The following is a 22,144-nucleotide window of genomic DNA, read 5'->3' as shown; positions in this document are numbered from 1 at the left end:
GTGTTCAAATGGCTATACCTGCCATTCAGCCGTATCAAATGCCGACAGCATCTGATATGCCGCAAAACAAAGTATCATGGGTGCCTGATCCGAATCGGGCTGTCTTGTTAATACACGATATGCAAAACTATTTTGTCGATGCTTTCACAGCGGGAGCGTCTCCGGTAATAGAGCTTTCAACGAATATACAAAAGCTGAAGAATCAATGTGTTCAGCTTGGGATTCCTGTTGTCTATACCGCACAGCCGGGAAGCCAAAATCCGGCTGACCGTGCGCTGCTGACAGACTTTTGGGGCCCGGGATTAAACAGCGGTCCTTATGAGGAGAAAATTATAACCGAGCTGGCACCAGAGGATGATGATCTTGTGCTGACAAAATGGAGATACAGCGCGTTTAAGAGAACGAATCTGCTTGAAATGATGCGCAAAGAGGGACGCGATCAGCTGATCATTACAGGAATTTACGCCCATATCGGCTGTCTAGTTACAGCATGTGAAGCATTTATGGAGGATATTAAAGCCTTTTTTGTGGGAGATGCAGTTGCTGATTTTTCATTAGAAAAACATCAAATGGCGCTGGACTATGCGGCTGGACGCTGTGCGTTTACCGTGATGACTGACAGTCTTCTTGATCAGCTGCAGAATGCGCCGGCAGACGTTCAAAAAACGTCAGCAAACACTGGCAAAAAGAACGTGTTTACATGTGAGAATATCCGTAAACAAATTGCTGAGCTTCTACAAGAAACACCGGAAGACATCACAGATCAAGAGGATTTGCTCGATCGCGGTCTTGATTCGGTAAGGATCATGACATTGGTGGAACAATGGCGCCGTGAAGGGGCAGAGGTGACTTTCGTAGAATTGGCTGAACGCCCAACGATCGAAGAATGGCAGAAATTGCTCACAACCCGGAGCCAGCAAGTGCTGCCAAACGCGGATTATTTATAAAAGGAGGGTAAACAAACGGATGCCTGATACAAAAGATCTTCAATATTCTTTGACCGGGGCGCAAACTGGCATATGGTTTGCTCAGCAGCTTGATCCGGACAATCCAATTTACAATACTGCGGAATATATAGAAATCAATGGCCCAATCAATATTGCTCTTTTTGAAGAAGCTTTGCGGCACGTGATCAAGGAAGCGGAATCGCTGCATGTCCGCTTCGGTGAAAATATGGACGGGCCTTGGCAGATGATAAACCCGTCTCCGGATGTACAGCTGCACGTCATTGACGTCAGCTCTGTGCCTGATCCGGAAAAAACAGCATTAAACTGGATGAAAGCTGATTTAGCAAAGCCGGTTGATTTAGGGCATGACCCTTTGTTTAATGAAGCTCTGTTTATTGCCGGGCCTGATCGTTTCTTTTGGTATCAGCGCATTCACCATATAGCGATCGACGGCTTCGGTTTTTCCCTGATAGCCCAGCGTGTGGCAAGTACATATACTGCGCTTATAAAAGGACAAACAGCTAAAGGCCGTTCCTTTAGGTCTCTCCAGGCCATTTTGGAGGAGGATACAGATTATCGCGGATCAGAGCAGTATGAGAAGGATCGTCAATTCTGGCTGGACCGTTTTGCAGATGCACCTGAAGTTGTGAGCTTGGCTGATCGGGCGCCAAGAACATCTAACAGTTTTCTTCGTCATACGGCATATCTGCCTCCGTCTGATGTAAACGCGTTAAAAGAAGCGGCGCGCTATTTCTCAGGAAGCTGGCATGAAGTCATGATTGCGGTGTCAGCTGTTTATGTGCACCGTATGACCGGCTCTGAGGATGTTGTGCTCGGCCTGCCCATGATGGGTCGGATAGGGTCTGCATCACTGAATGTACCGGCTATGGTGATGAACCTTCTCCCGCTCCGGCTGACGGTAAGCTCTTCGATGAGCTTTTCTGAACTGATTCAGCAAATTTCCCGGGAAATCCGCAGTATTCGGCGACATCATAAGTATCGCCATGAAGAGCTTCGGCGCGATCTGAAATTGATAGGAGAAAATCATCGATTATTTGGCCCTCAAATCAATCTTATGCCGTTTGATTACGGTCTCGACTTTGCCGGCGCCCGGGGCACAACGCATAATCTTTCAGCCGGTCCTGTTGATGATCTATCAATCAATGTATATGACAGAACAGACGGCAGCGGGCTGCGAATTGATGTTGATGCGAATCCCGAGGTATACAGTGAGTCTGATATTAAGCTTCATCAGCGGCGTATCCTGCAGCTGCTGCAAACGGCTTCTGCCGGAGAGGACATGCTGATTGGGCACATGGAGCTTCTGTTGCCAGAGGAGAAAGAAAAAGTCATTTCTAAATGGAATGAGACGGCAAAATCCGAGAAGCTGGTCAGCCTTCAGGACATGTTCGAAAAGCAGGCAGTTCTTACGCCAGAACGTATCGCTCTCATGTGTGATGACATTCAAGTCAACTATCATAAGCTCAATGAAGAGGCAAACCGCCTCGCGCGTCTGTTGATCGAAAAAGGGATTGGTCCGGAGCAATTTGTCGCTTTGGCGCTGCCGCGTTCCCCTGAGATGGTGGCCTCAATGCTTGGTGTGCTCAAGGCTGGTGCGGCGTATCTCCCCCTTGATCCGGAGTTTCCAGCCGACCGTATTTCTTACATGCTGGAGGATGCGAAACCTTCATGCATCATAACGACTGAGGAAATAGCAGCCAGTCTGCCTGATAACCTGGCTGTACCGGAGCTTGTGCTTGATCAGGCTGTTACACAGGAGATTATAAAACGCTATTCGCCGGAAAATCCGGATGTATCGGTTTCTCTTGACCATCCTGCGTATATCATCTATACCTCAGGATCAACAGGAAGACCGAAGGGAGTCGTTGTGACACAGAAAAGCTTAAGCAATTTTCTGCTGTCCATGCAGGAGGCATTTTCTCTAGGAGAAGAAGACAGGCTGTTGGCTGTGACGACTGTCGCTTTTGATATTTCAGCATTGGAGTTATATCTTCCGCTGATTAGCGGAGCGCAAATCGTGATCGCAAAGAAAGAAACGATCCGTGAGCCGCAGGTATTAGGTCAAATGATTGAAAATTTCGATATTAACATCATGCAGGCGACACCGACACTGTGGCACGCTTTGGTAACGAGTGAACCTGAGAAACTTCGGGGGCTTAGAGTGCTTGTAGGAGGCGAGGCGCTGCCGAGCGGTCTTTTGCAGGCGCTTCAAGACCTTCATTGTTCAGTCACGAACTTATACGGTCCCACTGAAACAACGATTTGGTCTGCAGCAGCTTTTCTTGAAGAAGGGCTGAAGGGCGTTCCTCCGATTGGGAAACCGATTTGGAACACGCAGGTGTATGTGCTTGATAATGGATTGCAGCCGGTGCCGCCGGGAGTTGTCGGAGAGCTTTATATTGCAGGCACCGGCTTGGCCAGAGGTTATTTCCATCGCCCTGATTTAACGGCGGAGCGCTTCGTTGCAGATCCATACGGACCGCCGGGAACTCGGATGTATCGGACCGGAGACCAGGCCCGCTGGCGCGCCGATGGGTCTTTGGATTATATCGGGCGGGCGGATCATCAAATCAAAATTCGCGGATTCCGAATTGAACTTGGAGAAATTGATGCCGTGCTTGCCAATCATCCGCACATTGAACAGGCCGCGGTTGTTGTACGGGAAGATCAGCCGGGAGACAAACGATTGGCGGCTTATGTAGTCGCTGATGCTGCTATTGATACTGCAGAGCTTCGTCGTTATATGGGGGCTGGTCTTCCTGATTATATGGTACCGGCGGCGTTTGTGGAGATGGACGAGCTGCCGTTAACACCTAATGGCAAGCTTGACCGGAAAGCACTGCCGGCACCAGACTTCAGCACATCTGTCAGTGATCGGGCCCCGCGGACTCCTCAGGAAGAGATATTGTGTGACTTGTTTGCAGAGGTTCTCGGTTTGGCACGCGTCGGTATCGATGACAGTTTCTTCGAGCTTGGGGGCCATTCTCTTCTTGCAGCCCGTCTGATGAGCCGCGTTCGCGAGGTAATGGGAGCCGAACTTGGTATCGCCAAGCTCTTTGACGAACCGACAGTAGCCGGACTCGCTGCCCATCTTGATCTGGCGCAGAGTGCACGTCCCGCTTTGCAGAGAGCTGAGCGGCCTGAAAAGATCCCGCTATCATTTGCCCAGCGCCGGCTATGGTTCCTGCATTGTCTGGAAGGACCGAGTCCTACTTATAATATTCCGGTTGCTGTCCGTTTGTCGGGTGAGTTGGATCAAGGATTGCTGAAAGCGGCACTTTATGACCTCGTCTGCCGTCATGAAAGCCTTCGGACGATCTTCCCTGAATCACAGGGGACATCCTATCAGCATATTTTAGATGTCGATCAAGCCCATCCTGAGTTACATGTTACTGAAATTGCTGAGAAGGAGCTTTCTGATCGGCTTGCCGAAGCTGTACGCTACAGCTTTGATCTTGCAGCTGAACCTGCTTTTCGTGCCGAGCTTTTTGTGATCGGTCCTGACGAGTATGTGCTGCTTCTTCTCGTCCATCATATTGTCGGGGACGGCTGGTCCTTAACACCGCTGACCCGAGACCTTGGGACGGCTTATGCAGCTCGCTGCCACGGACGATCTCCCGAATGGGCGCCTCTTGCTGTGCAGTATGCAGACTATGCGCTTTGGCAGCAAGAACTGCTTGGAAACGAGGATGATCCAAATAGCTTGATTGCCGGACAGCTTGCTTTCTGGAAAGAAACCTTGAAAAACCTGCCTGATCAGCTTGAACTGCCAACCGATTATTCACGTCCGGCTGAGCCGAGTCATGATGGAGATACGATTCATTTTCGTATTGAGCCCGAGCTTCACAAGCGATTGCAGGAGCTAGCTCGCGCAAATAGGGTGAGCCTGTTTATGGTGCTTCAATCCGGTCTCGCCGCTTTATTGACAAGGCTCGGGGCGGGCACCGACATTCCGATCGGCAGTCCGATCGCGGGACGGAATGATGATGCGCTGGGCGATCTTGTAGGGCTGTTCATTAATACATTGGTGCTCAGAACTGATACGTCCGGTGACCCAAGCTTTCGCGAGCTTCTAGACAGAGTACGGGAAGTGAATCTGGCCGCCTATGACAATCAGGATCTGCCGTTTGAGAGACTAGTAGAGGTACTCAATCCGGCTCGTTCGCGTGCGACGCATCCTTTATTCCAAATCATGCTTGCGTTCCAAAACACACCGGACGCTGAACTGCATCTTCCTGATATGGAGAGCAGCCTGCGAATCAACAGTGTCGGTTCTGCCAAGTTTGATTTGACGCTGGAAATCAGTGAAGATCGCCTTGCTGACGGGACACCAAACGGAATGGAAGGACTGCTTGAATACAGCACTGATCTTTTCAAGCGGGAAACTGCTCAGGCTCTTGCTGACCGATTGATGCGCCTGTTGGAGGCTGCCGAGTCTGATCCTAACGAGCAAATCGGAAATCTGGATATTCTTGCGCCAGAGGAACGCAGCAGCATGGTGACAGATTGGCAAAGTGTATCTGAAAAGATTCCGCACGCAAGTTTGCCAGAGCAGTTTGAGAAGCAGGCTGCTTTACGTCCTGATGCTATTGCCGTTGTATATGAAGATCAGGCACTGAGCTATGCAGAGCTGAATGAAAGAGCAAACCGGCTTGCCCGAATGCTGATTAGTGAAGGTGTCGGGCCGGAGCAATTTGTGGCATTGGCACTGCCCCGATCGTTGGAAATGGCTGTCGGCCTATTGGCGGTGCTAAAAGCCGGGGCAGCTTATCTCCCTCTTGATCCGGATTATCCGGCTGATCGAATTGCTTTTATGCTAAAAGATGCACAGCCTGCGTTTATCATGACGAACACTAAAGCTGCAAATCACATTCCGCCAGTTGAAAACGTGCCGAAAATCGTGCTGGATGATCCCGAGCTGGCAGAGAAACTAAACACGTACCCTGCAGAGAATCCAAAAAATAAGGATAGGACTCAGCCGCTTTCGCCTTTGAATACGGCATATGTCATTTATACATCCGGCTCAACTGGTGTTCCAAAAGGTGTGATGATTCCTCACCAAAATGTAACACGTTTATTTGCAGCGACCGAGCACTGGTTCCGTTTCAGCTCAGACGATATCTGGACCATGTTCCATTCCTATGCGTTTGATTTTTCGGTGTGGGAGATCTGGGGTCCTCTGCTGCATGGCGGACGTCTTGTAATCGTGCCTCACCACGTCAGCAGATCGCCAGAAGCGTTTCTGCGCATGCTTGTCAAAGAGGGTGTGACCGTTCTGAACCAGACACCATCTGCTTTCTATCAGTTTATGCAGGCGGAACGGGAACAGCCGGATCTCGGACAGGCACTCAGTCTGCGCTATGTCATTTTTGGCGGAGAAGCGCTTGAACTCAGCCGTTTAGAGGATTGGTACAACCGCCACCCTGAAAATAGACCGCAGCTTATCAATATGTATGGTATTACAGAAACGACGGTGCATGTGAGCTATATCGAATTAGACCGAAGCATGGCAGCTTTACGGGCAAACAGCTTGATCGGCTGCGGCATTCCCGATCTTGGTGTATACGTGCTGGATGAACGCCTGCAGCCGGTCCCACCGGGTGTTGCCGGAGAGCTGTATGTATCAGGAGCGGGGTTAGCACGAGGTTATCTAGGCCGGCCTGGTTTAACATCTGAACGCTTCATAGCTGATCCGTTCGGTCCTCCAGGCACCCGGATGTACCGCACTGGGGATGTGGCCCGCCTCCGCGCTGACGGTTCTCTCGACTATGTCGGCCGTGCAGACCATCAAGTGAAAATTCGGGGATTCCGGATTGAATTAGGAGAAATTGAAGCCGCACTCGTTCAGCATCCGCAGCTTGAAGATGCGGCAGTGATGGTTCGTGAGGATCAGCCGGGAGATAAACGGTTGGCAGCTTATGTCATCCCTTCGGAAGAAACATTTGATACGGCGGAACTGCGCAAATATGCTGCGGAGAGACTGCCGGATTACATGGTGCCTGCTGCCTTTGTGACGATGAAAGAATTGCCGCTGACACCGAATGGAAAGCTTGATCGTAAAGCACTGCCCGCTCCGGATTTCGCAGCGGCAGTGACAGGACGAGGACCGAGAACGCCGCAGGAAGAAATTCTCTGTGACCTCTTTATGGAGGTGCTTCACTTGCCGCGTGTCGGCATTGATGACCGTTTCTTTGATTTAGGCGGACATTCCTTGCTTGCTGTACAGCTCATGAGCCGCATTCGTGAAGCGCTCGGCGTTGAACTCAGCATCGGCAACTTGTTCGAAGCACCTACTGTAGCCGGGCTCGCTGAAAGACTTGAAATGGGATCAAGCCAAAGCGCTCTTGACGTTCTGCTGCCGCTCCGAACAAGCGGAGACAAGCCTCCTTTATTCTGTGTTCATCCGGCAGGGGGTCTCAGCTGGTGTTATGCCGGTTTGATGACGAATATAGGAACGGATTATCCGATCTATGGCTTGCAGGCACGGGGAATCGGGCAGCGTGAGGAGCTTCCGAAAACACTTGATGACATGGCTGCCGATTACATTAAACAAATCCGAACGGTCCAGCCAAAAGGCCCGTACCATCTGCTGGGCTGGTCCCTGGGCGGGAATGTCGTTCAAGCGATGGCCACCCAGCTGCAAAATCAAGGAGAAGAAGTTTCCCTATTGGTGATGCTGGATGCCTATCCGAACCACTTCCTTCCTATAAAAGAGGCACCGGATGATGAGGAAGCGCTTATTGCCCTTCTGGCGTTAGGCGGGTACGATCCAGACAGCTTAGGGGACAAACCGCTAGATTTTGAAGCGGCGATTGAGATTCTTCGCCGAGACGGCAGTGCGCTTGCGAGCTTGGATGAAACGGTCATTTTAAATTTGAAGAATACGTATGTCAATTCTGTCGGCATTTTAGGCTCCTATAAGCCGAAAACCTTCCGTGGAAATGTTTTGTTTTTCAGATCAACAATCATTCCTGAATGGTTTGATCCGATTGAACCTGACTCGTGGAAGCCTTATATTAACGGACAGATTGAACAAATCGACATCGACTGCCGTCATAAAGATTTATGTCAGCCGGAACCTCTGGCTCAAATCGGCAAGGTTCTCGCTGTCAAATTGGAAGAGTTGAATAAATAAGGGAGGAGAAATAGAATGGCAAATCCTTTTGAAAATGCGGATGGCACATATTTGGTGCTGGTCAATGAAGAAGGCCAATATTCCCTATGGCCCGGTTTTATAGATGTGCCGAGCGGCTGGACAGTCGTTCATGAGGAAAAAGGGCGTGAAGCTTGTTTGGACTATATCCAATCGCATTGGAGTGATATGAGGCCAAACAGCCTAAAGACTGTTGAAAATGTGTAATCGTATCAAAAAGAGACTGCTAGCCGCAGTCTCTTCAGCGTGTCGATAAAACCTCGCATTCGTTGTCAAGTCTGCGCGTTGGTGCTCACGAATTAGAACATTCGCTCCGCTCCAATGCTCATCTTTCCTAGAGTTCAAGGGTTTTCAATCACGCTGAAAACATGACAAAATCCTAAAAACGCTTTAGGATTTTGTCAACAATCTTCCGAAGAGACTGCTCGCTGCAGTCTCTTTTTCTATCTTACGCAGACGTTTGGGTATGATCACAATCCCTGACCGGGTTTCCGTTTTCATCGGTACACCAAGATTGGGATAAAAACGCTAAAAACACAGCGGCCCACTGATCTGCAAACTGAATCAGAATACCCCCGTCATGCCAAGAGCCGTTGTCTTTTTTCCAGCGGGTATCCATTGCATTCCCTTGATTCATATGGATATTGTGCATTCCGTTGGTCGGGGTAAAGCCGAATATTTTATCTGCAGCCTGTTCAGGTCCGAATTTTGAACCGAATATATAAACCGGCGCTTTCTCATCTTGTGCTTTCTTCATATAGGTTTCAATAAAATCATTTAAATCATTATCAGGTCCCGTGATTTCATGAGGCAAAGGCTTCATTTCCCGCGGGTCAAACAAATTGCCCCGCACATAATCCAGTGCCACTTCACGGTTTGCTTCATTGATCCTTGTATATCCATACGGCATGTTCGGAAGGATGGCAATTGAGCCCGAATCAAACTGATCGTCAGCCAAATACAAAACTTCAGATTCCTCAGAACTGGACATCACATTGATGGCGCACCTGTAATACGTATTCTCTTCACCGAGCATTTTGACTTGGAAATGAGGACTGTCATCATCTGTTTCCCGCTTCATGTCTAAGACTATGCCTTTTAACACGCCATATTGCTGAACAGCCATATGAATCCTCCTTTATGATCAACTTCATAGTCATAATTCGTGAAATGGTCTCTTTTTTCCTTTTAAAAAATAAAAAAGCCTGCAGAAATCTTTCTGCAAGCTCATTGTGAATTAAGCACCCGCCACAGATGATTCATCCTGTAAAGCTTTCTCGGCAGGAACATACTCATAGCCTAGATCTCTTGCTACAGCTTCATAGGTCACGTGTCCGTTTGCGGTGTTTAAACCCGCTCTCAGTGCCGCATTGTCTGCGAGCGCTTTTACTGCCCCTTTGTTCGCGATTTGCAGCGCGTATGGAACAGTAACATTAGTCAGGGCGATTGTTGACGTACGAGGGACTGCGCCCGGCATGTTCGCTACAGCATAATGCACAACCCCGTGTTTTTCATATGTTGGCTGATCATGTGTTGTGATATGGTCGACAGTTTCGACGATGCCGCCTTGGTCGATCGCTACATCAACAATAACTGAACCAGGTTTCATTTGTTTTACCATTTCCTCAGTGACAAGAGTCGGAGCTTTAGCACCCGGAATTAATACCGCGCAAATGAGGAGATCCGCTTCAGCCACAGCATCAGCAATATTGACCGGATTAGAAATTAACGTTTTAATCTGATGGCCGAAGATGTCATCAAGCTGGCGCAAGCGGTCTGCGTTTAAGTCAATGATCGTCACATCTGCACCGAGGCCGACAGCCATTTTCGCCGCGTTTGTCCCGACAACGCCGCCGCCGATAATCGTTACTTTTCCGCGAGAAACGCCCGGCACTCCGGCAAGCAGAATGCCTTTTCCGCCTTTAGGCTTTTCTAAGAATTGAGCGCCGATTTGCGCTGCCATTCTGCCCGCAACCTCTGACATTGGCGTCAGAAGAGGCAATGTCCGGCCTTCACTGACCGTTTCATATGCGATGGCAGTTACTCCTTTATCCTTCAAGGCCTGTGCAAGCTCAGGCTCAGCTGCTAAATGAAGGTACGTAAACAGCACAAGTCCTTTGCGGAAATAAACATATTCTTCCGGCAGCGGTTCTTTTACCTTCATGACCATTTCGGCGTCCCAGACCTGTTTCGGATCAGCAATGATTTCCGCTCCTGCTGACTCATAGGCTTCATTTTCAAATCCGCTTCCAAGGCCCGCGCCTGTCTCAACCAGCACCCGGTGGCCGTTTGAAATGAGCTGAGAAACGCCCCCGGGTGTTAATGCGACACGGTTTTCATTGTTTTTTATCTCTTTAGGAACCCCTATGATCATATCTGTCTCCTCCTGTATCTGTGATATTTTTAGTGTAGCTTGATATTTTGGAAAATTCTTTGTTTGATTAAGAAAATAAAAAAACATGGATTTGTGAAATTTCACAAATCCATGTGCCGAAGTTTGATATCTAAATAGATGGTGAATTTTTGATTCACATTTTTCAAATCAATTTCAGCGATCTGGCTGATCCGCTTAAGGCGGTAATTCAACGTATTAACGTGTATATTTAACAGCTTAGAAGCGGTATTCACGTTGCTGTCTGCTTCAATAAAGCGCTCTAGTGTTTCTACCATATTTGACTGGTGATCCCGGTCATATTGTTCCAGCTTGGAAAGCGAGTAATTATAATGGCCCGCCTGTTTCCGTTTTTCATTTAAGACATCTAAGTATTGATAAATGCCTAACTCGGAAAAGCTGAAAAGATGTTTGGTCTCTTCAGCGAAACGTTCCTTCGTTTTTAAGACGGACAATGCTTCCTGATAGGAGCGGGAGACAAAAGAAATAGAGTTGTATATTCCGCCAAAAGCGATAGAAACGTCTTCTATTTTATACCGCTCCTTCAGCTGTTTTTGCGTACTGAAAGCAAACTGTTTTAAATCTTGAAAAGGATGATCTGTTTTGGGTGAGGTTAATATAATAAGTTCATTGGAATCTACGGTCGCCAGCAGCACGTAAACCTGCTGGGTCGTTTCCTGTAAATATTGCAGCTGCTGTTCGATTTTTTCAGTCAGCTCGCCATTTATGCGGATGATTATAACGGAAAACTCTGAAGGAGCGGCCATTCCAAGCTTATGGAACCCATCCGCCATATCATCCTCCTGATGGATGTGTCCGGTCAGCATTTTCCAGAAAAATTCTTGGCTGCGTTCTTCATTTTTCGTTTTTCTGATTTGAAGTTTGAGAAGCTTATTTCTCACTGCTTTTGCTGCCATTTGCAATGTCAGCAGATCTTCATCGGACAATGTTTTTTGGATCTCAAGCGCCCATATGAAGCCAAGCACTTGCTTGTTTTTCCAAATCGAAATAGCGACGCGATTGCTCAGCCCGACTTCATCAATTTGCTTGACTCTGATCGGCTGGTCCGTTTTTAAGAGAGCTGGAATTGTCCCGTCTTTCCACAACTTGTTAATCACCTTCTCCGGTACCCTTCTGCCAATAATGGTAGACGTCCGGGCAGGGTCTGTGCAGTCGCTGTGTGTACTGTAGGCAAGCAGCTTGTGGTTAACATCCTCTATGGTGATCGGGCACCGCAGAACGTCGCTGATATGATCAGCCACATCTTCAAGTCTGTCAAAACTATATTTAAACGGATCATTCGGCATGGTCATAAATCTCCCTACTTTTCGTGCTTGATTTCTCTTTGACATCTCATCCCCTTCCTTTTATTATGATTGTTATTGTTTGTGAAAATCAACAACAAAGAACAGAAGCAAAAAAACAATTTCATGAGAGAAACGTTCTATACATTTGGCGGTGTAATCGCCTCTTTGCATGACAGTTGTATGCCTCATATATTACGACAGCTTATCCTATTAATCTTCTAAGAAAGTCATCGGAGGCGAGACTAATTAAGGAAAGAAAAAATTGAACCTTTCAGAAATGGTGCTGTAGCATCAAATTTTCTGAAAGGTTTTTTTTGGGAGTTGGGGAGTTATTTGGGTCTTTTGGATTATTCGGAGAATGAAGAGAAGATTAAGAAAATAAACCTATTTACTTTACATTATATGTCATTTTTAAGTGATTCGGGGTAAACCATTGGACTCATTTTGTAAAATTAAAACATATTTGTTTGACTATGCCGAAAAACTGTTTTTATAATAATGACGTTCTAAAAATAAGTGAATTAGCCCATATTTAGGCTGATGGCACAGGAGGTAATGAGGAATATGGCAGGATTAATTCGTGTCACACCCGAAGAGCTAAGAGCGATGGCGAAGCAATATGGCGTTGAAAGCCAAGAAGTATTAAATCAGGTTGATCGTTTAAACCGAATGATCTCTGATTTGAAAAGCATGTGGGAAGGTGCTTCAAGCGAAGCGTTCGCAGATCAATACGAGCAGCTCAAACCTTCATTTATCAAAATGTCAGATTTGCTTCAAGATGTGAATCAGCAGCTTGATCAAACAGCAAATACACTTGAGTCTACTGACCAAGACATCGCAAATCAAATCCGCGGATAACAGTATGAAAGGGAAGGAGCGCCTGATTCAAAAGAAGACGGCGCTCTTTCTATGTAAGGGTGATCCTAAATGTATATTGATATTACAATAGATTTGAAACATTATAACGGCAGTGTCTTTGATCTCAGATTGTCAGATTACCACCCGGTGAAAAAAGTAATTGATATTGCTTGGCAGGCCCAAAGCGTATCTATGCCTCCGCGCGAAGGGCACTGGATCAGAGTGGTGAACAAGGATAAGGTGTTTTCCGGAGAATGCAAGCTGTCTGATTGCGGCATTACAAACGGAGACCGGCTTGAAATATTATGAAAGGATCTGGTTGAATGTCAGGTAAACAAAAATCATATTTAGAAAACCAATTAGAAGCTGTTGCCGAGAAAACAGATGCCGGCTATACATTTACCTTTCAACGGGAAAAAATAAAGCTTCTCGACGGTCTTGAAGCTAACGTGATCAAAGATATAAATCCATTTTTTTATAAAGAAATCGATGTGACGGATGATGAAGTAATCATCACAATCCAACCTCCCTCCTCCTATAAAGCATTCCGCTTCATGAAAGCTAAGGATAAAAAAAGTAAATGGCAGTTTGCCTATCAGCTTGTTCAAGCCGTACAGCAGCACAATCTGTCGAGGCTGAATTTGATTGTCGCTCCTGAAAACATTGTATTCGATAAAGGGCTTACGCCTTATTTTCTCCATTATGGAGTAAAAGAAAGCATTCCTCCTTACGAGCGTGATGAGGAAAGAGTATGGCAGGAGCTGAAAGCGGCAGCGGCTTTGGCAGTTGACGGCGCTTTTGCGTTTGAAGACTACCTGAAATTCAATGAAACGCTGACGTTCTCCGCAGAGGCAAAGGCGATATTAGATGCGGAATCCTATGATGATTTACTCGAGCTGATTCAAACCCATATTGATGAGCTTGAAGCCAAAGCAAAAACATACATACATATCCCGAGAAAGAAGTGGAACATCCAGCGATATATCGGCCTGGGGCTCATTGTTTTGCTTGTACCGGCACTTATTTATTCGATGTACGCCTTATTTTTCGCGCAGCCAAAGCACCAGGCGATAGTGGACAGCAACCGTGCGTTCTTAAACAAGCAGTACAGTGAAGTCATCAGCACACTGTCCAAGTATGATGCGGAAAGCCTGCCTGAATCGGTGCAGTATCAGCTGGCGACGTCCTATGTTGAGGTCGAAAACCTGGGGAGTGCAAAAACCAAAAATATAGAAAATAACTTAGTCACCCTTCAATCAGACCCTCAGCATTTCTTGTATTGGATTGATTATGGTCGAGGAGAATACAAAGAAGCGATCAGTATCGGCCGTAAGCTTGAATACAATGATTATATTTACTTTGCCCTAGCTAAATATAAACAGCAGCTTTTATCTGAGGATACAAATGATGAAGACATACAAAAAGAACTTGACTCAGTAAATAGTGAGCTTGAAAAAGCCCAAAAAGAACGTCAAGAAAATAAACAGTCTAATTCTGAAACATCGTTAGTCGATACAAGCGAAGAACAGACACAAACAGACGAAGAAAAACAAGCAGAAGAGAAAGCGGCAGAAGAAAAAGCCGCAGCCGAGGAAAAAGCGAAAAAAGAAGAACAGAAGAAAAAAGAAGACGAGAAAAAAGAAACAGAAAAGAAAGATGAGAAAAAAGATGACAAATAACGTGAGACATGAAGCACAGGTCATCGCATGCTGCCATTCGGCCGTAAGGGGGTTCGCCATTTGAGTCTATTATGGGTTTTTTACCAAAATAACGTTCAAAAATTAAATCTGTCTAACCTCCCGTCGTCTCATCCGGTGACCATAGGGCCTGATGTGAAGGATTCTGTTACGATCAGCTCCATTCCATTTAATAGCGGAGTGATTTCTCTTAAAAGAAAGGAATCCGGCGGCCAATACGAAGTTTTCCTGGGAAATGATTGTCTCGGCACGATTGAAACGGATATATCATTTACTCTCCAAACGGATCAGCAGGATATACGCTTGATATTGACAGGCAGTGAACCTGAGAAATCCGTTTATTTTACGGGAAATCGGGATGAAATTGTATGTTCCTCAGAAAAAACGAATGCAGATATTTATCTGAATCCGCAAGATTTTGCATTTGCAGAACAAAGCACGTTTTCTTTGCTTCGTGCAGGCGGCAGCTGGTCGGTCCGCCCTGAAAGCGGAACGATCTTCTTGAACGGAGAGAAAATCAACGCCAATACGCCGCTCAAGCCGGGGGATGAAATATTCTGGAACTTCACGCAAATGAGGGTGACGGAACAAGACCTTTTAGAAATTGTTCATTATGCCCATTTTGAAACAGCGTTAACAGAAACGGTCAAACCGAGTACAGAGATGCAGAAAAAATATCCGCAGTACAGAAGAACGCCGCGGATGGTATACGATCTGCCGGATGACCGCGTTTCTTTCAGTTTCCCCTCTCAGGAGAGCGATCAAACCAACAGAGGGCTGTGGCTCGTCATCCTGCCTCCGCTTGTGATGCTGATCGTGATGGGCGTAGTTGCCATCATCCAGCCGCGCGGTATATTTATACTCGTTTCTTTGGCGATGTTTATGATGACTCTCATTACCTCGACAGTGCAATATTTCCGGGATAAAAACCAGCGGAAAAAACGCGAGGAAAAACGGGAGCGTGTATATAAGCTTTACTTAGACAATAAGCGGAAAGAGCTTCAGGCACTTGCTGAAAAGCAAAAGCAGGTTCTTGAATTTCACTTTCCTTCATTTGAACAAATGAAATACTTAACAAGTGAAATCAGTGACCGGATCTGGGAAAAATCACTTGAAAGCAAGGATTATCTCCAGCTGCGGCTTGGGACGGGAACAGTCCCTTCAAGCTATGAAATCAATATGAGCGGCGGAGACTTGGCGAATCGTGATATCGATGACCTCATGGAGAAATCGCAGCACATGCAGCGCGTCTATAAAGATATCCGCAATGCGCCGGTGACGGTCGATTTGGCAGAAGGTCCGATGGGGCTTGTCGGTAAATCGCAAATTGTGAAAAATGAGATTCACCAGTTGATCGGACAGCTTTCGTTCTTTAACAGCTATCACGATTTGCGTTTTGTATTTATTTTTCATGAAGAAGAGTATAAAGACTGGGAGTGGATGAAGTGGCTTCCGCAATTTCAAATGCCCCATATTTATGCAAAAGGATTTATTTATAATGAGCAAACGCGAGATCAGCTCCTGTCTTCACTTTACGAATTGATCAGAGAGCGTGATCTCGAAGATGACAAAGAAAAACTGCAGTTCAAACCGCATTTTGTATTTGTCATCACGAATCAGCAGCTGATCTCTGAGCATGTCATTCTCGAATATTTAGAAGGACAGCATGAGCATCTGGGCATCTCGACAATTGTCGCAGCGGAAACAAAGGAAAGCTTGTCGGAAAACATTACAACTCTTGTCCGCTACATCAATGAGCATGAAGGCGACATTTTAATACAAAAGAAAAAAGCGGTAAGAATTCCGTTCCGTCTCGATCATCATCAGCGTGAGGACAACGAACGGTTCTCACGCACGCTGCGGACGCTGAACCACCAGGTCGGCATTACGAATTCCATTCCGGAAACGGTATCGTTCCTGGAGCTTTTTCATGCAAAGGAAGTAAAAGAAATCGACATTCAGCAAAGGTGGCTGACAAGTGAATCGTCGAAGTCGCTGTCAGTGCCGATCGGCTATAAAGGGAAAGATGACATTGTGTATCTGAACCTTCACGAAAAAGCACACGGTCCGCACGGCTTGCTTGCGGGGACAACGGGATCAGGGAAAAGTGAATTTCTCCAGACTTACATCTTGTCACTTGCCGTGCATTTTCATCCGCACGAAGCGGCTTTCTTATTAATTGACTATAAAGGCGGAGGAATGGCGCAGCCGTTCCGCAACATTCCCCACCTCCTCGGCACGATCACAAATATTGAAGGAAGCAAAAACTTCAGTATGCGTGCGCTTGCTTCCATTAAAAGCGAGCTGAAAAAAAGGCAGCGCCTGTTTGACCAGTATCAAGTCAATCACATCAATGACTATACAAAGCTGTACAAGCAGGGGAAAGCAGAAGTGGCGATGCCTCACTTGTTCTTAATTTCTGATGAGTTTGCCGAGCTGAAAAGCGAGGAGCCTGATTTTATCAGGGAGCTTGTCAGTGCCGCGCGTATCGGACGAAGCCTCGGCGTTCATTTGATTTTGGCGACACAGAAGCCAGGCGGCATCATCGACGACCAGATCTGGAGTAACTCGCGCTTTAAAGTAGCGCTCAAGGTCCAGGATGCCACCGACAGTAAAGAAATTTTGAAAAACAGCGATGCCGCAAACATTACCGTAACAGGCCGCGGCTATTTGCAGGTCGGAAACAATGAAGTGTATGAGCTGTTCCAATCTGCATGGAGCGGGGCGCCTTACTTAGAGGAAGTCTACGGTACCGAGGATGAAATCGCGATTGTTACAGATACGGGTCTGATCCCGCTTTCTGAGGTTGATACCGAAGATAACGCGAAAAAAGACGTTCAAACCGAAATCGAAGCTGTAGTTGACGAAATTGAACGCATCCAAGATGAAATGGGAATCGAGAAGCTGCCAAGCCCTTGGCTGCCGCCGCTTGCGGAACGTATTCCGCGCACTCTTTTCCCTTCAGACGAAAAAGACCATTTCCACTTTGCGTATGTCGATGAACCTGATCTGCAAAGACAGGCGCCAATTGCTTATAAGATGATGGAAGATGGAAATATCGGCATCTTCGGCTCTTCGGGCTACGGAAAATCGATTACAGCCGCAACGTTCCTGATGAGCTTTGCGGACGTATACACACCTGAAGAGCTTCATGTCTATATCTTTGATTTCGGAAACGGAACGCTGCTGCCATTAGCGAAGCTCCCGCATACCGCGGATTACTTCCTGATGGACCAGTCAAGAAAAATTGAAAAGTTCATGATTCGCATCAAAGAAGAAATTGACCGCCGTAAACGTTTGTTCCGGGAAAAAGAAATCAGCCACATCAAAATGTACAATGCGCTGAGCGAAGAAGAGCTTCCGTTCATTTTTATCACCATTGACAACTTTGACATTGTCAAGGATGAGATGCATGAGCTTGAATCGGAATTTGTCCAGCTTTCCAGAGACGGACAAAGCTTGGGTATCTACTTTATGCTGACAGCAACGAGGGTGAATGCTGTCCGCCAGTCATTGTTAAATAACTTGAAAACAAAGGTTGTCCATTATCTCATGGATCAATCAGAAGGATATTCCATTTACGGCCGTCCGAAATTCAATCTTGAGCCGATTCCGGGACGCGTCATCATTCAAAAGGAAGAGCTTTATTTCGCGCAAATGTTCCTGCCTGTTGATGCCGATGATGATATCGGCATGTTCAACGAGCTGAAATCAGACGTACAGAAACTTCAAGGGCGATTTGCTTCAATGGAGCAGCCGGCACCGATTCCGATGCTGCCTGAGAGCTTGTCTACGAGAGAATTGTCTATCCGCTTCAAGCTGGAACGCAAGCCTTTATCTGTACCGATCGGGCTTCATGAAGAAACAGTCAGCCCAGTCTATTTTGATTTAGGCAAGCATAAGCACTGCCTGATTTTAGGCCAGACTCAGCGCGGGAAAACAAACGTCTTAAAAGTAATGCTCGAACATCTGATTGATGATGAAACTGAAATGATCGGCCTGTTTGACTCGATTGACCGCGGCTTATCTCATTATGCGAAGGAATCAGATGTTTCATATTTGGAAACGAAAGAAGATATTGAGCAGTGGATTGAAACAGCAGAAGACATTTTCAAAACAAGAGAGGCCATGTATGTAGAAGCCGTCCGCCAAGGAGACGCGCAAAATCTGCGATTCTCACAAGTGGTGCTGATGATTGACGGGATAACGAGATTCCAGCAGACGATTGATACGAGAATACAAGACCGTCTCGCTAACTTCATGAAATCATACGCTCATCTTGGGTTCAGCTTTATCCCGGGCGGAAATCACAGCGAATTCTCAAAAGGCTATGACTCCTTGACGACTGAGATGAAGCAAATCCGCCACGCGATTCTGCTGATGAAAAAATCTGAGCAAAATGTCATTCCTCTCCCGTACCAAAGACAGGAGCCTGAGATTCAGCCGGGCTTCGGATATGTTGTGGAAAACGGGAAGGAGCAAAAAGTTCAAATTCCTTTATGTTCTGCTGAAAGGGAGAGTGCTAGATGACAGAACAACGAAAAAGCTTGATCAAGTTAATATCCGCCGTCATCATCATTTTGCTGCTGCCGGTGTTGTTTTTCCGATTTATCGGAGACGACCCAACGAAAAAAGCAGTCAATTCCACCCGGCAAATCGCGGTGGTGAATGAAGACACAGGCGTATTGAGTGATGAGGTAAAGTCTGATGAAGAGGACAAATCCGCCCAGTTCGGCAAGGAAGTAGCGGCCGTTCTGGGTGAACGTCCTGATTATTCGTGGACGGTCGTAAACCGAAGCGCGGCCGAGACCGGTCTCGCTTCAAAGAAATACGATGCGATCGTCTACATTCCCTCAGACTTCTCAAAAAACATTTTGAGCTATGACAAAGACCATCCTCAAAAAGCAACGCTCGAATTCAGCATTCAAGATAACCTGAATGCGGTTAACAAAGAAAAAGTTCAGCGTGAGCTTGAGGATGCCCAAAAGACAATGAACAAAAAAATGTCGGCCTTATACTGGAACTTTGTTTCGCAAAAAGTGGACAACATCAGAGGAGAATTTGACAAGATCGTCAATAAAGAATCTGAATTCCAGAATGTCATGTACAACTTTTACAAACCAAGCTCTAATGATTTAGCAGGTGAAATCAAACAGCAAAAAGACTTAATCGATGAGCTGAAGAAATCAATGAATGAAGCGCAAGGCACGACAAAAGAAAAAGCTTCTACAGCGGAGGAAGCTAAAAACACGCTGAAAGAATTCATTGATACAGTTGAAAGATACAAGGAATATCAAGAAAATCAGAAAAAGCTGCTTTTGGCAGCCCAGGATTCAACACAGCAGCAAATCCGGACAGGTCTGGATGCCATCCAAGCACAGCAAAAGGCGAATCAGTTCAGCGAACGCATGAGCGGATTGGCAACTGGGATCAGCCAAGCGAAGACACAAATAGGTTTGACAAGCCTTGCTCTTGATAACGCTGAAAAGTCAAGGCAAGATCAAGTGCCATTGCAAGAAATGGGGATGGCGAAGATTCAAAGTGATCTGATCAATCAATATCAAGCCACATCAAGACAGACAACATTAAAACAATTGTATGTTGAGCTTGTCGAAGCTCGTAAGGAACTCATAGGGAATCCAACCCCAGGGGAAGATAATGGCTCTGACAATGATCAAGATAAAGACCCGAAAGAAAATCCTGAAGAACTGAAAATCGATCTGGAAAAACAGCGTGAAGAATTGAAAAATATCGCCGCTGACATTCAAGACATTTCAGACAATCTGAAGGAGCCTGAAAAAGAGGACCCAACACCGGAGGGCCCGGGTACTGAACCAGACGATCCGTCCACTGATAATCCAGAAAAACCTGATGACGGGGGCAGTACAAATCCTGATGATACACAGGGCGACACAGGGAACGACAATAACAGCAGTGATACACGTAATGACGGACAAACGGAAGGCAGTACTCAGGATCAAGACCAGCAGAAGGGAACAGACGGTCAGGAGCAGAACGGCGATGCCTCTAATGGTGCGTCAGACAGCGGACAAATCGAAACGGGCACATCTGCCGAACAGACTGCATCTTCTGATTCAGCCCTTCAATTTATCAAGCTGGCAAATGAAGGCGGAACCGGAGATTCAGGAGATACCGGGAGCGGCGGAGATACGACGGAGCCTGGGGACCAAGATCAACCAGGAAACGATGACATTTCTGATATCGCCAAAGCAAAAGAACAGCTCAGCAAAGCGTCTGAGCGAATCAAGCAAATTGAAGAAGAACTCAAAGAAAAAGAAACTGCCCATAATAAAGAGTTGAAAAAGAAGTTAGAGGAACTAAAAGAGCAAATGGACGGTCTAGATGATGAAATTGAGGACCTGAAGGACAAAGTGAAAAAGCTCGAAGCGAAGCGGAAGCGGGATCTTGAAGGCATTTATAGTGATATGTATAATGCCATTCAAGAGCTTGAAAATAAAGATCAGCTCACATTTACCACAGCAATCTATATAAGTAAAGAAAATATAGATAAAGCAATGAGATACTATAAATTTCTATCAGTTTATGACTCTGTATTATCCGGTACGATTGACAGTGCTGCAAAAGCCGGCGCTATTGACGGCCAGCAAGGAAACGTCAAATCAGTCCTGGCTCTCTCACCTGAAGAATCAGCCAGCTGGGAAGCTCTCAAAAACAACACGATGCAAACTGATGAAGATATTAACAGCTTCATCGACGGCATGACCAAATTTGCGGACGACTACAGCGGCTATATCCGTGACTCTCAAGCAGGTGTTCTCGACGAACTGACGAAAATTTCTGAAAGTGCCGCAAAAGCGTCAGAACAGCTTGTAACGGGCGCAACACAGGAATCTGCGACGTTCAGCAACGATGGGCTGTCTGGCACCATGGCACTGAGTGTCCAAGATACAGTCGGCCAGGAAGTGCTGCAAATGTCAGACATGATGGGTTCATTGTCTGATCGCCAGTCAGGCATCATTGATTACACAACCAACATGCAGCAAAGCGTCAATGATGTTCAAGCGAAAGCCGACACCTTAAACAACAACTGGGGGAAAAATGTCGCTTCCACGAAACTCGTGCGCAATGACGTATACGGCATACTCGGAAACACATTAGTAGATGGGCAAAACAATGGCTATGTATATGATTACTTGGCGAATCCGCTTAAAATCAGCGGAGAGGTTCCGGAAGAAAAAACTCAGACGGTACCTCCGGTTGTCATCCTTGTCATTGTGTTGATCAGCAGTCTGTTAATCGGCTATTTCAGCTCGTATTACCAAAATGCACCGCTTCTCGTCAAAGGAGCTTTATTCGGAATTCTGAATATCCTTGTCGGACTTATGATCAGCTTGTTCGGTTTGAATATTTATTCACTGCCGGACGATCAGACGATTAAGTGGTCGGTGTTTACGATTCTATTGCTGGTCGCAAGCTCTGCCTTCATCCGGACGGCATTCAGATTCGGATCAATCCCTGGCTGGGTTGCTTCAGCGGCAATGATTCTATTCTATGTCGCACCGCTTATTGATTTGATCATGCCGAACTTTACATTTGAAGATCCGGTTTCGAAAGTATATATCGACATCCAGTACGGTACTGGGCACTTGTTTACAATGGGAATAACAGTTCTGCTGATCATTACGGTGATTGCCGCGGCTCTGCCGCTGATTATCCGGCTGATGGCTGAACACACAGCAGAAAGCGATGAAACGTATGAAGCGTAATCGCAGCATGGAAAAGGGGAT

The 22,144-nt window shown here is 46.5% G+C and carries 11 protein-coding genes; 8 read left to right on the top strand and 3 right to left on the bottom strand.

The features are described 5' to 3' along the window. Nucleotides 1-8: 8 nt before the first annotated feature. From MHH79_RS16420 to MHH79_RS16410, 3 genes are read left to right on the top strand one after another with little or no spacing between them, the layout of a single operon-like run. Nucleotides 9-947, top strand: a complete 939-nt coding sequence (locus MHH79_RS16420; RefSeq protein WP_063334600.1) for an isochorismatase — start codon at nucleotides 9-11, stop codon at nucleotides 945-947. A gap of 19 nt (nucleotides 948-966) precedes the next feature. Beyond that, the gene (dhbF, locus tag MHH79_RS16415) at nucleotides 967-8,103 is read left to right on the top strand and encodes a non-ribosomal peptide synthetase DhbF (RefSeq protein ID WP_340034725.1); all 7,137 of its coding nucleotides are present in this window, start codon (nucleotides 967-969) and stop codon (nucleotides 8,101-8,103) included. A 15-nt stretch (nucleotides 8,104-8,118) separates the two neighbouring features. Further along, on the top strand, nucleotides 8,119-8,328 hold the full coding sequence (locus MHH79_RS16410; RefSeq protein WP_029725880.1) for an MbtH family protein: 210 nt from the start codon (nucleotides 8,119-8,121) through the stop codon (nucleotides 8,326-8,328). Nucleotides 8,329-8,569: 241 nt separating this feature from the next. On the opposite strand, the gene MHH79_RS16405 is transcribed toward MHH79_RS16410, so the two are convergent. The 3 genes from MHH79_RS16405 to adeR all read right to left on the bottom strand — a co-directional run bounded on the left by MHH79_RS16405 (nucleotide 8,570) and on the right by adeR (nucleotide 11,865). Beyond that, complete coding sequence (locus MHH79_RS16405; RefSeq protein ID WP_251217611.1) at nucleotides 8,570-9,247, bottom strand: YukJ family protein; 678 nt, start codon at nucleotides 9,245-9,247, stop codon at nucleotides 8,570-8,572. A 111-nt stretch (nucleotides 9,248-9,358) separates the two neighbouring features. After that, nucleotides 9,359-10,495, bottom strand: a complete 1,137-nt coding sequence (ald, locus tag MHH79_RS16400; RefSeq protein WP_014480718.1) for an alanine dehydrogenase — start codon at nucleotides 10,493-10,495, stop codon at nucleotides 9,359-9,361. 101 nt (nucleotides 10,496-10,596) lie between these two features. After that, nucleotides 10,597-11,865: a sporulation transcriptional activator AdeR gene (gene adeR / locus MHH79_RS16395; protein WP_100505770.1), complete on the bottom strand. Its 1,269-nt coding sequence runs from the start codon at nucleotides 11,863-11,865 to the stop codon at nucleotides 10,597-10,599. Nucleotides 11,866-12,384: 519 nt separating this feature from the next. Between adeR and MHH79_RS16390 the strand changes: the two genes are divergently transcribed. The 5 genes from MHH79_RS16390 to esaA all read left to right on the top strand — a co-directional run bounded on the left by MHH79_RS16390 (nucleotide 12,385) and on the right by esaA (nucleotide 22,123). Then, nucleotides 12,385-12,678 (top strand): WXG100 family type VII secretion target, encoded by a 294-nt coding sequence (locus MHH79_RS16390; protein ID WP_003220661.1) that lies wholly within the window; start codon nucleotides 12,385-12,387, stop codon nucleotides 12,676-12,678. A 69-nt stretch (nucleotides 12,679-12,747) separates the two neighbouring features. Further along, nucleotides 12,748-12,987 (top strand): ESX secretion system protein YukD, encoded by a 240-nt coding sequence (gene yukD / locus MHH79_RS16385; protein WP_003228763.1) that lies wholly within the window; start codon nucleotides 12,748-12,750, stop codon nucleotides 12,985-12,987. Between the two features lie 14 nt (nucleotides 12,988-13,001). Continuing rightward, a complete protein-coding gene (essB, locus tag MHH79_RS16380; RefSeq protein WP_100505769.1) occupies nucleotides 13,002-14,357 on the top strand; it encodes a type VII secretion protein EssB in 1,356 nt (451 codons plus the stop codon). A 60-nt stretch (nucleotides 14,358-14,417) separates the two neighbouring features. Beyond that, a complete protein-coding gene (essC, locus tag MHH79_RS16375) occupies nucleotides 14,418-18,905 on the top strand; it encodes a type VII secretion protein EssC (RefSeq protein ID WP_340034724.1) in 4,488 nt (1,495 codons plus the stop codon). Next, the gene (esaA, locus tag MHH79_RS16370) at nucleotides 18,902-22,123 is read left to right on the top strand and encodes a type VII secretion protein EsaA (RefSeq protein WP_063334595.1); all 3,222 of its coding nucleotides are present in this window, start codon (nucleotides 18,902-18,904) and stop codon (nucleotides 22,121-22,123) included. Before essC ends, esaA begins: the two co-directional genes overlap by 4 nt. Nucleotides 22,124-22,144: the final 21 nt, after the last annotated feature.

The organism is Bacillus sp. FSL K6-0993, assembly GCF_037977205.1.
GTDB lineage: Bacteria > Bacillota > Bacilli > Bacillales > Bacillaceae > Bacillus > Bacillus subtilis.
Note: the sequence above shows the minus strand (reverse complement) of the source record. Positions and strands in the feature narration are given on the sequence as shown.

Bases quoted from the DNA above. Each gene is read 5' to 3' on its own strand.
- MHH79_RS16420 (WP_063334600.1), top strand. From the start codon at position 9: ATGGCTATACCTGCCATTCAGCCGTATCAAATGCCGACAGCATCTGAT.
- dhbF (WP_340034725.1), top strand. From the start codon at position 967: ATGCCTGATACAAAAGATCTTCAATATTCTTTGACCGGGGCGCAAACT.
- MHH79_RS16410 (WP_029725880.1), top strand. From the start codon at position 8,119: ATGGCAAATCCTTTTGAAAATGCGGATGGCACATATTTGGTGCTGGTC.
- MHH79_RS16405 (WP_251217611.1), bottom strand. From the start codon at position 9,247: ATGGCTGTTCAGCAATATGGCGTGTTAAAAGGCATAGTCTTAGACATG.
- ald (WP_014480718.1), bottom strand. From the start codon at position 10,495: ATGATCATAGGGGTTCCTAAAGAGATAAAAAACAATGAAAACCGTGTC.
- adeR (WP_100505770.1), bottom strand. From the start codon at position 11,865: ATGTCAAAGAGAAATCAAGCACGAAAAGTAGGGAGATTTATGACCATG.
- MHH79_RS16390 (WP_003220661.1), top strand. From the start codon at position 12,385: ATGGCAGGATTAATTCGTGTCACACCCGAAGAGCTAAGAGCGATGGCG.
- yukD (WP_003228763.1), top strand. From the start codon at position 12,748: ATGTATATTGATATTACAATAGATTTGAAACATTATAACGGCAGTGTC.
- essB (WP_100505769.1), top strand. From the start codon at position 13,002: ATGTCAGGTAAACAAAAATCATATTTAGAAAACCAATTAGAAGCTGTT.
- esaA (WP_063334595.1), top strand. From the start codon at position 18,902: ATGACAGAACAACGAAAAAGCTTGATCAAGTTAATATCCGCCGTCATC.